This is a genomic window from Pseudomonas sp. UBA3153, assembly GCF_002364635.1.
In the GTDB taxonomy this organism is placed as follows: Bacteria; Pseudomonadota; Gammaproteobacteria; order Pseudomonadales; family Pseudomonadaceae; genus Pseudomonas_O; species Pseudomonas_O kuykendallii.
Map to the genome: position 1 here is coordinate 55,713 of NZ_DEYR01000036.1, position 13,465 is coordinate 69,177.

General features: G+C 64.3%; 13 protein-coding genes. 4 read left to right on the top strand and 9 right to left on the bottom strand.

What is annotated here, in order from left to right; translation table 11 throughout:
* Positions 1-60: 60 nt before the first annotated feature.
* The 4 genes from dapB to grpE all read right to left on the bottom strand — a co-directional run bounded on the left by dapB (position 61) and on the right by grpE (position 4,846).
* Positions 61-867, bottom strand: a complete 807-nt coding sequence (dapB, locus tag B2X67_RS09605) for a 4-hydroxy-tetrahydrodipicolinate reductase (protein ID WP_286785335.1) — start codon at positions 865-867, stop codon at positions 61-63.
* A 61-nt stretch (positions 868-928) separates the two neighbouring features.
* Positions 929-2,053 carry a molecular chaperone DnaJ gene (gene dnaJ / locus B2X67_RS09610; RefSeq protein ID WP_090223637.1) on the bottom strand — a complete coding sequence of 375 codons (1,125 nt, stop codon included), beginning with the start codon at positions 2,051-2,053 and terminating at the stop codon, positions 929-931.
* Positions 2,054-2,200: 147 nt separating this feature from the next.
* Positions 2,201-4,114: a molecular chaperone DnaK gene (dnaK, locus tag B2X67_RS09615; protein ID WP_282339643.1), complete on the bottom strand. Its 1,914-nt coding sequence runs from the start codon at positions 4,112-4,114 to the stop codon at positions 2,201-2,203.
* Between the two features lie 96 nt (positions 4,115-4,210).
* Positions 4,211-4,846 carry a nucleotide exchange factor GrpE gene (gene grpE, locus B2X67_RS09620; RefSeq protein WP_286785336.1) on the bottom strand — a complete coding sequence of 212 codons (636 nt, stop codon included), beginning with the start codon at positions 4,844-4,846 and terminating at the stop codon, positions 4,211-4,213.
* A gap of 124 nt (positions 4,847-4,970) precedes the next feature.
* Between grpE and recN the strand changes: the two genes are divergently transcribed.
* Entirely contained in the window at positions 4,971-6,644 is a 1,674-nt protein-coding gene (recN, locus tag B2X67_RS09625; RefSeq protein WP_286785337.1) for a DNA repair protein RecN, read from the top strand.
* A gap of 67 nt (positions 6,645-6,711) precedes the next feature.
* Here the strand turns inward: recN and fur are convergent, their stop codons facing one another.
* A complete protein-coding gene (fur, locus tag B2X67_RS09630; protein ID WP_090223643.1) occupies positions 6,712-7,119 on the bottom strand; it encodes a ferric iron uptake transcriptional regulator in 408 nt (135 codons plus the stop codon).
* Positions 7,120-7,216: 97 nt separating this feature from the next.
* Here fur and B2X67_RS09635 point away from each other — a divergent pair, with 97 nt between their 5' ends.
* On the top strand, positions 7,217-7,738 hold the full coding sequence (locus tag B2X67_RS09635; RefSeq protein WP_090223645.1) for an outer membrane protein assembly factor BamE: 522 nt from the start codon (positions 7,217-7,219) through the stop codon (positions 7,736-7,738).
* Between the two features lie 39 nt (positions 7,739-7,777).
* Here the strand turns inward: B2X67_RS09635 and B2X67_RS09640 are convergent, their stop codons facing one another.
* Genes B2X67_RS09640 through B2X67_RS09650 form a run of 3 tightly spaced genes read right to left on the bottom strand, consistent with a single transcriptional unit; the run spans position 7,778 to position 9,934 of the window.
* Positions 7,778-8,086 carry an RnfH family protein gene (locus B2X67_RS09640; protein ID WP_282339652.1) on the bottom strand — a complete coding sequence of 103 codons (309 nt, stop codon included), beginning with the start codon at positions 8,084-8,086 and terminating at the stop codon, positions 7,778-7,780.
* A gap of 4 nt (positions 8,087-8,090) precedes the next feature.
* Positions 8,091-8,525 (bottom strand): type II toxin-antitoxin system RatA family toxin, encoded by a 435-nt coding sequence (locus B2X67_RS09645; protein ID WP_282339654.1) that lies wholly within the window; start codon positions 8,523-8,525, stop codon positions 8,091-8,093.
* 11 nt (positions 8,526-8,536) lie between these two features.
* Positions 8,537-9,934, bottom strand: a complete 1,398-nt coding sequence (locus B2X67_RS09650) for a sodium-dependent transporter (RefSeq protein WP_282339655.1) — start codon at positions 9,932-9,934, stop codon at positions 8,537-8,539.
* Positions 9,935-10,051: 117 nt separating this feature from the next.
* Here B2X67_RS09650 and smpB point away from each other — a divergent pair, with 117 nt between their 5' ends.
* The gene (smpB, locus tag B2X67_RS09655; protein WP_286785338.1) at positions 10,052-10,534 is read left to right on the top strand and encodes an SsrA-binding protein SmpB; all 483 of its coding nucleotides are present in this window, start codon (positions 10,052-10,054) and stop codon (positions 10,532-10,534) included.
* A gap of 65 nt (positions 10,535-10,599) precedes the next feature.
* On the opposite strand, the gene B2X67_RS09660 is transcribed toward smpB, so the two are convergent.
* Complete coding sequence (locus B2X67_RS09660; RefSeq protein ID WP_286785339.1) at positions 10,600-11,364, bottom strand: GntR family transcriptional regulator; 765 nt, start codon at positions 11,362-11,364, stop codon at positions 10,600-10,602.
* Between the two features lie 282 nt (positions 11,365-11,646).
* Between B2X67_RS09660 and B2X67_RS09665 the strand changes: the two genes are divergently transcribed.
* Complete coding sequence (locus tag B2X67_RS09665) at positions 11,647-13,341, top strand: L-lactate permease (RefSeq protein WP_282339660.1); 1,695 nt, start codon at positions 11,647-11,649, stop codon at positions 13,339-13,341.
* The last annotated feature ends 124 nt before the right edge of the window (positions 13,342-13,465 follow it).

The following is a 13,465-nucleotide window of genomic DNA, read 5'->3' on the forward strand; positions in this document are numbered from 1 at the left end:
GAAGAGCTCCAGGCCAGGGCGAAAAACGCGGCGCCTGGCGGGCCTGGGCGTAGACGCCGCTCAGGCCAGGCCGAGCACATCCTGCATGTCATAAAGCCCCGCTTCACGTCCTTCGAGCCACAGCGCCGCACGCACCGCACCTTTGGCGAAGGTCATCCGACTGGACGCCTTGTGGGTGATCTCGACGCGCTCACCGTCCGCCGCGAACAGCACGGTGTGGTCGCCGACGATGTCGCCCGCGCGCACCGTGGCGAAGCCGATGGTCTGCCGATCGCGTGCGCCGGTCTGCCCTTCGCGGCCGTACACCGCCACTTCGCGCAGATCGCGACCGAGCGCCTCTGCGACCACTTCACCCATGCGCAAGGCGGTGCCCGAAGGCGCATCGACCTTGTGCCGGTGGTGCGCCTCGACGATCTCGATGTCCACCTCGTCGCCCAGTACCCGCGCGGCGGTGTCGAGCAGCTTCAGGCAGAGGTTCACGCCGACGCTGAAGTTGGCGGCGAACACCAGCGGTACGTCCTTCGCCGCCGCGACCAGTTGCTGTTTCTCTTCCTGGCTCAGCCCGGTGGTGCCAATGACCATGGCCTTGCCGGCACGCCGGCAGACTTCCAGATTCTTCAGCGTCACCGACGGGTGAGTGAAGTCGATCAGCACGTCGAACTCGTCGACGACCCGGCTCAGGTCGCCGGACAGCGGCACGCCAATGCGGCCGATGCCGGCCAGCTCACCGGCATCGGCGCCGACCAGGGTGCTGTCGGGGCGATCCACAGCCGCGGTCAGCCCGGCGGCGCCCGCGGTCTGCTGCACCGCCTCGATGAGGATCTTGCCCATGCGCCCGGCGGCGCCCATTACTGCAATACGTCGCATACATCAGCTCCAGCTGAGCGCGTCGGCCCGCGGCGTTCACACCACGACCCGACGCGAGGATTTACAGGTCGCCGAAGAAACGCTTCATGCCTTCGAACCAGCCACTGGCCTTGGGCGAGTGCGAGCTGTCGCTTTGCAGGCTGCCGCGGAACTCTTCGAGCAGTTCGCGCTGGCGCTTGCTCAGGTTCACCGGGGTTTCCACCTGCACCTTGCACATCAGGTCGCCGGCACCGCCTCCGCGAACCGGCGCCACGCCCTTGCCGCGCAGGCGGAACAGCTTGCCGGTCTGGGTGCTTTCCGGAATCTTCAGCTTCACGCGACCGTCCAGGGTCGGCACTTCCAGCTCGCCACCGAGTGCGGCGTCGGCGAAACTGATCGGCACCTCGCAATAGAGGTGCTTGCCATCACGCTGGAAGATCGGGTGCTCGCGCACGTTGACCACCACGTAGAGATCGCCCGCAGGACCGCCCATCGCGCCGGCCTCGCCTTCGCCGGACAGGCGAATGCGGTCGCCGGTATCGACGCCCGGCGGCACCTTGACCGACAGCGTCTTGTGCTCCTCTACGCGCCCCTGCCCATGGCAGGCCTCGCAGGGGTCGGGAATGATCTTGCCGGCGCCATGGCAGCGCGGGCAGGTCTGCTGCACGGAAAAGAAGCCCTGCTGCATGCGCACCTGGCCGATGCCGCCGCAGGTCGGGCAACCGACGGGCGTCGAGCCCTTCTTCGCGCCGCTGCCTTCGCAGACCTTGCAGTTGACCAGCGTCGGCACGCGGATGGTCACCGTGGTGCCGCGCACCGCTTCTTCCAGGTCCAGCTCGAGGGTGTAGCGCAGGTCATTGCCCCGCGCCGGGCCACCGCGCGAACCGCCGCGGGCACCGCCGAAGAAGTCGCTGAACACGTCGCCAAAAATGTCGGAGAAGCTGGCGTTGTTGCCGAAGCCGCCACCACCGCCCATCTGCGGATCGACTCCGGCATGGCCGTACTGGTCATAGGCCGCGCGCTTGCTGGCATCGGAAAGCACTTCGTAGGCCTCGCTGGCCTCCTTGAACTTCTCTTCCGCCGCCTTATCGTCCGGGTTGCGGTCGGGGTGGTGCTTCATTGCCAGACGCCGGTAGGCCTTCTTCAACTCGGCTTCGCCGACACCACGCTCGACACCCAGAATCTCGTAATAATCTCGTTTAGCCATAACCCTCAAATTCCTCCAGCAGCCTGTTCATTGGCGCAACAGACTTGTCGCTCCACCAGATACGCCAACGCGGGAGCAAGCTCCCGCGCGGCGTGTCTGGACGCGCGAGGCTAGAACCCCGCGCCGTGGAGCCGAAGCAAGCGATGCTTACTTGTTGTCCTTGACCTCTTCGAACTCGGCGTCGACCACGTCGTCGCCGCTCTTCGCCTCGGCCCCGTCCTGGGCAGGCTCACCGGCCTGCGGCTGCTCGGCATACATTTTCTGCGCCAGCGGAGCGGAAGCCTGGGACAGTGCGGTCATCTTCGCTTCGATTTCCGCCTTGTCGTCGCCTTTCACCGCCACTTCGAGGTCGCCGATGGCTTTCTCGATGCTGGCTTTCTCGTCGGCGCTGACCTTGTCGCCCGCCTCGACGATCATCTTGCGAGTGGCATGCGCCAGTTGGTCGCCCTGGTTGCGTGCACCGGCCAGCTCTTCGAACTTGCGGTCTTCCTCGGCATTTGCCTCGGCGTCGCGGACCATCTTCTCGATCTCGTCATCGGACAGGCCGGAGTTGGCCTTGATCACGATCGACTGGGTCTTGCCGGTGGCCTTGTCCTTGGCGCCGACATGCAGGATGCCGTTGGCGTCGATGTCGAAGGTCACTTCGATCTGCGGCACGCCACGCGGAGCCGGCGGAATCTCGGCCAGGTCGAACTTACCGAGCGACTTGTTCTGCGCGGCCTGCTTGCGCTCGCCCTGCAGCACGTGAATGGTCACGGCGCTCTGGTTGTCGTCGGCAGTCGAGAACACCTGCGACTTCTTGGTCGGGATGGTGGTGTTCTTCTCGATCAGCGCCGTCATCACGCCACCCATGGTTTCGATACCCAGGGTCAGCGGCGAAACGTCGAGCAGCAGCACGTCCTTGACGTCGCCGGCCAGCACGGCGCCCTGAATGGCGGCACCCATGGCCACGGCTTCGTCCGGGTTGACGTCCTTGCGCGCTTCCTTGCCGAAGAAATCGGCCACACGCTTCTGCACCAGCGGCATGCGGGTCTGGCCACCGACCAGGATCACGTCGTCGATGCTGCCCACGTCGATGCCGGCGTCCTTCAACGCGATGCGGCACGGCTCGATGGTGCGCTCGACCAGGTCCTCGACCAGCGACTCCAGCTTGGCACGGGAGATCTTCACATTCAGGTGCTTCGGACCGGTCGAGTCGGCGGTGATATACGGCAGGTTGACGTCGGTCTGCGAGCTCGACGACAACTCGATCTTGGCCTTCTCGGCTGCCTCTTTCAGGCGCTGCATGGCCAGCGGATCACCCTTCAGGTTCATCCCGGTTTCTTTCTTGAACTCGTCGACGAGGTAGTCGATCAGGCGGATGTCGAAATCCTCGCCACCGAGGAAGGTGTCGCCATTGGTGGCCAGCACTTCGAACTGGTGCTCGCCGTCGACTTCGGCGATCTCGATCACCGACACGTCGAAGGTACCGCCGCCCAGGTCATAGACGATCACGGTGTGGTCGCCCTTGGCCTTGTCCATGCCATAGGCCAGCGCCGCCGCGGTCGGCTCGTTGATGATGCGCTTGACGTCGAGGCCGGCGATGCGGCCGGCGTCCTTGGTGGCCTGGCGCTGGCTGTCGTTGAAGTAGGCCGGAACGGTTATCACCGCTTCGGTGACCGGCTCGCCGAGGTAGTCTTCGGCGGTCTTCTTCATCTTTTTCAGCACTTCCGCGGAAATCTGCGGCGGCGCCATCTTCTGGCCCTTCACTTCGACCCAGGCGTCGCCGTTGTCGGCCTTGGCGACCTTGTACGGGACCATCTGGATGTCCTTCTGCACGACGTCTTCTTCGAAGCGACGGCCGATCAGGCGCTTCACCGCGTACAGGGTGTTTTGCGGGTTGGTCACCGCCTGGCGCTTGGCCGACTGACCGACCAGCGTCTCGCCGTCGTTGGTGTAGGCGATGATCGACGGCGTGGTGCGCGCGCCCTCGGCGTTCTCGATGACCTTGACGTTGCCGTTTTCCAGAATTGCGACGCAGGAGTTGGTGGTCCCCAGGTCGATACCGATGATTTTGCCCATGTCTTCTCTCTCCGAAACTTGGTTTTAGCGCGCCCCGCAGCGGGTCGCGGTAGCTCTATTCGCTTGACTAAACAGATGGGGGCCAACCGGCCGATTTCAAGCCTTCTCGTTGATCGAAGGCGGCGCTTCGCTTGGCGCCTTGCTGACCACCACCATCGCCGGGCGCAGCAGGCGCCCGTTGAGCAGGTAACCCTTCTGGAACACCTTGAGCACGCTGCCCGGCTCGGCATGGGCGCTTTCTTCCATGGCCATCGCCTGGTGGTGTTCGGGGTTGAACGGCGCGCCGTGCGGATCGACCGCCTCCAGTTGATAACGCTTGAGGGTGTCGTGGAACAGCTTGAGGGTCAGCTCCATGCCTTCACGCACGGCCTTGATCGACTCGTCGTCGGGGCTGGACAGTTCCAGGCCGCGTTCGAGGCTATCGACGACCGGCAGCAGGTCGCTGGCGAATTTCTCCAGCGCGAACTTGTGCGCCTTCTCCACGTCCTGCTCGGCGCGGCGGCGCACGTTCTGCAGATCGGCAGCGACGCGCAGGGACTGGTCCTGCGCCGCCGCCAGCTGTTCTTCGAGCGCCTGCACGCGGGCGCCCAGGTCCTCCGAAGACTCTACCGGCGCATCCGCGCCCGTGTCCGGGGATTGGGGGTCCAGGTTATGTTCGTCAGCCATGCATTCCTCCTCTTGATCGGTCGCCGGTCGTGCCGGGCGCTTCTGTCCGCCTATATGGGGCCGCATTCGCCCGCTTCAAGGGCGCCGACCCGGCATCCTGGCCAACAACCCGCCCAACCGACGGAACGGATTGTCAGGCGCCACACAACCACTGTATAAATACCCAGCCATCACGTCGGGAGTATTCATCATGCTGGTGCACCTGTCCGTTCATAACTACGCCATCGTCGAACACCTCGATCTCGAGCTGGACCGCGGCATGAGCGTGATTACCGGCGAAACCGGCGCCGGCAAGTCGATCATGCTTGACGCTCTCGGCCTGACCCTCGGCGACCGTGCCGACAGTGGCGCCGTCAGGCCGGGCGCCGACAAGGCGGACATCCTCGCCAGCTTCGACCTCGGCGACATCCCCGAGGCGCGCGCCTGGCTCGCCGAGCGCGACCTGGACAACGATGGCCCGTGCATCCTGCGCCGGGTGATCACCGCCGAAGGCCGTTCGCGCGCTTACATTAACGGTGCGCCCTGCCCGCAGGCCGACCTGAAAAGCCTCGGCGAGCTGCTGATCGACATCCACAGCCAGCACGAGCATCAGTCGCTGCTGAAGGCCGACACCCACCGCCGCCTGCTCGACGAATTCGTCGGTGCCAGTGAGCTGGCACGTCAGGTCCAGCTCGCCGCCCAGCGCTGGCGCCAGACCCGCCAGGAGCTCGAGCGCATCTCCAGCAGTGGCGACGAACAGCGCGCCCGCCACCAGTTGCTCAGCTATCAGATGGAAGAGCTGGAAAACCTTGCCCTCGGCGAACACGAGCTGGAAGAACTGGAACAGGAACACAAAAACCTGACCAACGCCGAAAGCCTCCTCGGCGCCTGCCGCCACGTCATCGAGCTCTGCGCCGAGAGCGACTCCGGCAACGTGCTCTCCGCCCTTACCGCCAGCCTGCAGCGCCTGGGCAACCGCTCCAGCCAGCCCGGCGCGCTCAACGAGGCCGCCGAACTGCTGTCCAGTGCGCAGATTCAGGTCGAGGAAGCCGTCGGCGAACTGAATCGCTTCCTCGATCATTTCGACGCCGACCCGGCACGCCTGCAGACGCTCGAGGAACGCCTCGACGCGATCTACACCCTGGCCCGCAAGCATCGGGTGCAGCCGGCGGAACTCGCGGCGCTGCAGCAACGCCTGCTCGACGAACTGGAAACCCTCAATGCCGATGACGAAGCCCTGGAGCGGCTGGCTCAGGAGCTGGCCTCCTACGCCCGTCACTACCAGGAGAAAGCCACCGAACTCAGCGGCCTGCGCAACGAAGGCGCGCCACGCCTGGCCAGCGCGGTCGAAGTCGAGATGCAGCGCCTGGGCATGCCCGGCGGACGCTTCGCCATCGAATTGCGCGAAATCGCCGCGACGGATCCGCACCCGACCGGGCTGGAGCAGGTCGAGTTCCTGGTCAGCGCGAACCCCGGCCAGCCGCTCAAGGGCCTGGCCAAGGTGGCATCCGGCGGCGAACTGTCACGAATCAGCCTGGCGGTGCAGGTGATCACCGCACAGAACTCGAGGGTCCCGACGCTGGTGTTCGACGAAGTGGACGTGGGCATCGGCGGACCGACCGCGGAAGTGGTCGGCCAGTTGCTGCGCCGCCTCGGCGAGCGCGGCCAGGTACTGACGGTGACCCACCTGCCGCAGGTGGCCGCACAGGGTCATCAGCACCTCTTCGTGCACAAGGCGCGCGGCAGCGACGAAACCCGTACCGCCGTGGCCAAGCTGGATGCCCCAGGCCGCGTGGAAGAGATCGCACGGATGCTCGGCGGCGTCGACCTTACGGAGGAATCCCTGGCCCACGCGCGCAAGATGGTCGAAACGGCGAACGGCTGAGCATCAGGAACGATGACGCAGACACGAAAAAGGCGACCCTCGGGTCGCCTTTTTCACAACGGATCGATCACTTCTTGTTGGTGCGCACGTAGAGCACCAGGTTGTGATCGACCAGCTCGAAACCGTGTTCGAGCACGATCTCCTTCTGCCGCCGCTCGATCTCGGCATCCATGAATTCGATGACCTCCCCGGTATCCACGCAGACCATGTGGTCATGGTGGCCGCTGTCCGCCAGTTCGAACACGGCGTGGCCGCCGTCGAAGTTGTGCCGAGTGACCAGACCGGCCGCCTCGAACTGGGTGAGCACGCGATATACGGTGGCCAGGCCGACGTCCTCGCCCGCCTCCATCAGTGCCTTGTAGACGTCTTCAGCGCTCATGTGACGCTGATCGGTCGAGTCCAGCATCTGCAGAATCTTGACCCGCGGAAGGGTTACCTTCAGGCCAACTTTGCGAAGTTCGTTATTTTCAACCATGGTCAGCTTTCTCGTGGCTGCTGCTTCGCAGCACCTTCCAATGCAAGTATGATCGGGGTTTTCGTGGCCCAGCCAAGATAGTGGAAGTAACCCACCGATGCAAAACACCAAGCTCCTGATTACCAGCTTTAGCCTAGTGGGGCTGTTGGCTCTCGCCGGCTGCTCGTTCCCCGGCGTTTACAAGATCGACATCCAGCAGGGCAATGTCGTAACTCAGGACATGATAGACCAGTTGAAGCCTGGAATGACCCGTCGCCAGGTGCGGTTTATCATGGGCAACCCGCTGCTCACCGACACCTTCCACACCAATCGCTGGGATTATCTGTACAGCATCCAGCCCGGCGGCCGTCAGCGCCTGCAGGAGCGCGTCAGCCTGACCTTCGACCAGAACGACCTGCTGGTCGGCCTGAACGGCGACTTCATGCCGGGCGTCAGCCGCGACGAAGCGATCCTCGGCACCGATGGCAGTACCCAGCCGCAGGCCCCGAGCCAGCAACCGCAGAAGAGCGAAGAGAAGCCGGCGCCCGGTTCGCTTCTCGAGCAGATCCAGCGCGATGTCGACGACGTCAAGTCTGTGCCCGTACCGACGCCCACGCCGCTGGAAACCTCGCCGCAGTAAATCAGGCGTGCAGAAAAAAGCCCGGCTCGCCGGGCTTTTTCATGCCTGGGATTCGCCCCGTTCGCGTAAACGGGCCTTTTCCGCACGCTGCTTGCGCACTTCCTTGGGGTCGGCGACCAGAGCCCGGTAGATTTCGACCCGGTCGCCCTCTTCCAGCACGCGTCGCTGCGGATCGGCCAGCACCTTGCCGAAGATCCCCAGCGGGCTGCCATGCAGGTCCAGCCGGGGAAATTCCGCGTCCATGCCACTGGCGACGACCACCGATCGAGCGTCGCTTCCCGGCGGCACCTCGCGCGTCAGCAACACCTGCCGGCCCGCCTCCGCGTAGACCACTTCGACGCGAATCATAGGGTCAGCCGTAGAGCTGCTTGGCGCGCTGGCAGAACGCATCGACAAGCGTATTCGCCGCCTGGTTGAACAGCGGGCCGAGCGTCGCCTTGACCAGCGGACCGGCGTAATCGAAGGTCAGGTCGAGGCTGATCTTGCAGGCCTTGTCGGTCAGCGCCTTGAACTGCCAGACCCCGTGCAGTTGGCTGAACGGTCCCTCTTCCAGGTCCATCACGATGCTCTGCCCAGGCGTCAGCGTGTTGCGCGTGATGAACTGCTGGCTGAGCCCGGCCTTGGCCACGCTGAGGCTGGCGCGCATGGAGGCGGCGTCGGCATCCAGCACGGTGCTGGCGGAGCACCAGGGCAGGAACTCCGGGTAGCGCGCCACGTCGTTGACCAGGTCGTAAAGCGCCTGGGCCGGGTACGGCAGCAAGGCCGAACGTTGAATATGGGTACTCATTTTCTACCTGTTCAGTTCCACAACTGGGCGGTGAAGACGACCAGAATGCCGAATGGTGCCACATATCGCATGAGGAGGAACGCCAGCGCGAACAGCCGCGGGCTGCGCATCGCCAACTCGTCGCGCACCGCATCGCGCCCCATGATCCAGCCGGCGAAGACCACGAAACACAGCCCACCGAGCGGCAACATGATCCGCGAGGTGAAGAAGTCGATCACGCCGAAGAAGTCCAGCCCGCTCGCCGCGCCCCATTGATAAAGCGAGAAGCCCCCGTTTTCGCGGACGAAGAATTTCGCCTGCTTCCCTATATTGAAGGAGAACACCGTGCCGAGGCCGACGAACCAGCAGACGAACGCCAGCACGCTGGTGATCCACAGCCGCGAACGACGGCTGCGCTCCACCAGGTAGGCGACCATCGGTTCGAGCATGGAGATCGCCGAGGTCCAGGCGGCGATCAGCACCAGAATGAAGAACACCACGCCCATCACCTGGCCGAAGCCGACGTTGCCGAATGCCAGCGGCAGGGTGACGAACATCAGCCCCGGCCCTTCGCCCGGGTTCAGCCCGGCGGAAAACACGATGGGGAACAGGGCCACGCCGGCCAGCAGCGAGACGAAGGTATCCATCAACGCCACGGCGATGACGGTGGCGCCGATGGAGGTGTGCTTCGGCATGTAGGCGCCGTAGATCATGATCGAGCCGACCCCGACGCTCAGCGAGAAGAACGCATGCCCCATGGCGGGCAGCGTTCCCTCGAGCAGCCGCGAGGTATCGAAATTGAACATGAAATGCAGGCCCTGCATGAAATGCCCGGTGGTCATGCTGTAGCCGAGCAGGATCAGCAGCAGGACGAACAGCAGCGGCATCATGATTCGCAGGCTTTTCTCGAGCCCGGCGACCACGCCCTTGGCGATCACCCAGGCCGACAACGCCATGAACACCGTGTGCCAGAGGATCATCCGCCAGGGATCGTCCACCAGCGCGCCGAACAGCGCCGCGCCACGCTCGGCGGTGGCGCCCTGGAAGTCGCCGCGGCCGACGCCGAGGATGTAATCCAGCGACCAGCCGCCGACCACGCTGTAGAACGACAGGATCAGCAGCGCGGTGATCATTCCGGCGAAGGCCGCCCAGGACCAGACGGGCGTATGCCCGGCGGCGACCGCCAGCTCGCGCAGCGCATTCGCCGGACTCTGCCGCGCGCGCCGGCCGATCAGGGTTTCGGCGAGCATCACCGGCAGACCGATCAGCGCGATGCAGGCAAGGAACACCAACACGAAGGCGCCGCCGCCGTAGACGCCGGTCATGTAGGGGAATTTCCAGATGCTGCCCAGACCAACCGCGGAACCGGTAGCCGCGAGGATGAACACCCAGCGACTGGTCCAGCCGCCGTGCACTGAAACCTTGTCCATCGATTGCTGCCCACCCGGTCAAAAAAGAGCGCGCATTGTCCGGGTTTCATCCAACCCCCTCAAGCGCGCGTCTGCGGCATAGCCGCGCCGTTGTCGACTCCCTATAATGCCGCCCCTATGGCCAAGCAAAAGAAAACATCTCCGGGTTCCATCGCGCAGAACAAGAAGGCGCTGCACGACTTTTTCATCGAGCAACGCTTCGAGGCGGGCCTCGCCCTCGCGGGCTGGGAAGTAAAAAGCCTGCGCGCCGGCAAGGCGCAGCTAGTCGACAGCTACGTGCTGCTCAAGGACGGCGAGGCGTGGCTGATGGGTTGCCACATTACGCCTCTCACCACCGCCAGCACCCACGTCATCGCCGACCCCACCCGCACGCGCAAGCTGCTCCTGCACAAGCGCGAACTGGGCAAGCTGTTCGGCGCCGTGCAGCAGAAGGGCTACGCCTGCGTGGCGCTGTCGCTGCACTGGAAGAAGCACCTGATCAAGTGCGACATCGCCCTGGCGAAGGGCAAGAAGGAGTTCGACAAGCGCCACACCGAGAAGGAACGCGACGCCGATCGCGAGGTGCAGCGCGCGATGCGCACCAAGAGCAAGGACGAGTAATCGCCGCCCGCCTTCGGACGGCTCCGCGTGTTTCCAGCCCGCGCCGCCCGAACCTCATCTAACCGCTACAAGCCCTGACGACGCTGAGCCCGCGCCACGCGCTGGGCTTCCTGCTGGGCTTCGGCGAGCACTTCCTGAACGTAGTGGATGTGCCGGTTGGAGATATCCCGGGCCTCTTCGGCCCGTCGTTCGATGATCGCGTCAAACAGCTCGCTGTGCTGCTTCATCAGCATGTCACGGGTCTCGCTGCGGCGTTCGTACATTCCACCGATGTTGGTCACCACGTTGCGCTTGAGCAGGTCGAACAGCGCGCGGATGGTGTGCAACAGCATGCCGTTGTGGCTGGCCTCGGCGATCGCCAGGTGGAACGAGGCGTCGGCCGCGCCCTCCTCGACGCTGACCTGCGGGTTGCGCAGGTAGCACTGCTGCAGCGTGTCGAATGCCGCGCGCAGGCGCTGGTGGTCCAGCTCCGTGGCGCGAATGGCCGCGTAGTACGCGCAGGAGCCTTCCAGCGTGTGGCGAAACTCCAGCAGATCGCGCTGCGCCTCCGGACTGTTTTCCAGCAGATGCATCAGCGGATCACTGAAGGTCGAGCCAATCGATTCGGAAACGTAGGTGCCGCCGCCCTGCCGACTGAATAGCAGCCCCTTCACCGAGAGTTTCTGCAACGCCTCGCGAAGCGACGGTCGCGAAACGCCGAACTGCTCAGCCAGTGCCCGCTCGGCAGGCAGACGGGCACCCGCCTTGAGCGTTCCCTCAAGAATCATGGTTTCCAACTGCGCAACGATGTCATCCGACAGACGCCGCAGGCGCACCTGCCCAAGCTCCATTTATTCACCCTCGAAATGAGCAGACCGATCAGTCACCGCTAAGGCTAGGGTCCGGCAGCGCCGCAGCCACTAGACCAAAGTATGACCCCCGAAGATTGACGCTAAAGGGGTCAGCTTTTAACCTGACTCCACGCCATTGTAAATTGGTATTACCAATTTATCCGGGCGGCGTGAAAATTCCAACAAAAATCTGAGGTACTCATGCCCCGCATCCACGCCAACGCCGTAGCTCCCTCTCGCATCTTTTCTTCGCGCCCAGCGCATCACTGACCGGAGAACATCATGCAACCTGGAATGCTCGCCCTGTTCGCCTTTCTACCCATCCTTCTCGCTGCGATTCTGCTGATCGGCTTCCGCTGGCCTGCACGCACCGCGATGCCGCTGGTGTATCTGGTTACCGCAGCCATTGGTTTCTTCGTATGGAACATGAGCGCCGGCCGGATTCTCGCCTCGACCCTGCAAGGCCTGGTGATCACCCTCGGCCTGCTGTGGATCATCTTCGGTGCCATCCTGCTGCTGAATACCCTCAAGCACTCCGGCGGCATCACCGCCATTCGCCGGGGGTTCGCCACCATCAGCCCTGACCGGCGCATCCAGGCGATCATCATCGCCTGGCTGTTCGGCTGCTTCATCGAGGGCGCATCGGGCTTCGGCACCCCTGCGGCAATCGCGGCGCCGCTGCTCGTGGCCATCGGCTTCCCGGCCATGGCCGCGGTCCTTCTGGGCATGCTGGTGCAAAGCACGCCGGTCTCCTTCGGTGCGGTCGGCACGCCGATCATCGTCGGCGTCAACAGCGGCCTGGACACCGCTACCATCGGCGCCCAGCTGACCGCCCAAGGCTCCAGCTGGGCGGCTTACCTGCAGCAAATCACCAGCAGCGTCGCCATTACCCATGCCATCGTCGGCACAGTGATGCCGCTGGTCATGGTGATCATGCTGACGCGCTTCTTCGGGAAGGAAAAAAGCTGGAGGGCCGGCTTCGAGGTACTGCCGTTCGCGTTGTTCGCCGGGCTTGCCTTCACTCTGCCCTATGTTGCCACCGGTATTTTCCTCGGCCCTGAATTCCCGTCGCTGCTGGGCGGACTGATCGGCCTGGCAATCGTCACCACCGCTGCGCGGATGAAGTTCCTGGTGCCCAAGCAGACCTGGGACTTCGCCGATGCGAAAGACTGGCCGGCCGAATGGCTGGGCACCGTGGAGATGAAGCTCGACGACCTCACCGTGCGCCCGATGAGCGCCTTCCGCGCCTGGGTTCCTTACGTGCTGGTCGGCGCGCTGCTGGTCATCAGCCGCGTCTTCCCGGCGGTAGGTGCGACCTTGAAATCGGTCTCCATTGCTTTCAAGGACATCCTCGGTCAAACCGGCGTAAGCGCCAGCATCGAACCGCTGTTCCTGCCCGGTGGGATCCTGGTCGCCGTGGTGCTGATCACGTATGTCCTGCACCGCATGCGTGCCGCCGAGCTGGGCGCAGCGATCAAGGAATCGTCCAGCGTGTTGCTCAGCGCCGGTTTCGTGCTGCTGTTCACCGTGCCGATGGTGCGCATCCTGATCAACTCCGGCGTGAATGCCAGCGACTTGCCAAGCATGCCGATTGCCATGGCGCGTTTCGTGGCCGACAGCGTGGGAAGCATCTACCCGCTTCTGGCACCGAGCATCGGCGCCCTGGGCGCCTTCATCGCCGGGTCGAACACGGTTAGCAACATGATGTTCAGCCAATTCCAATTCGGGGTCGCGCACACCCTGGGCATTTCCGGAGCGATGATCGTGGCGATCCAGGCCGTAGGCGCCGCCGCCGGCAACATGGTCGCTATCCACAATGTGGTCGCGGCATCCGCCACCGTCGGCCTGCTGGGCCGCGAAGGCGCCACGCTGCGCAAGACCATCTGGCCGACCCTGTACTACGTGCTGTTCACCGGCATCATCGGTCTAGTAGCGATCTACCTGCTGGGCATCACCGATCCGCTGGTTGGCGTCTGACGTCCAGGCACCCCGTTCGCCCCGGCTCCGCCGGGGCGAAACCGCTTAACCGATACCCCGCCTGAGACGACCAATGATGCGGGACCACCAGCATCATCGGTCGTCGCAGCGAAGTGCCGATGCC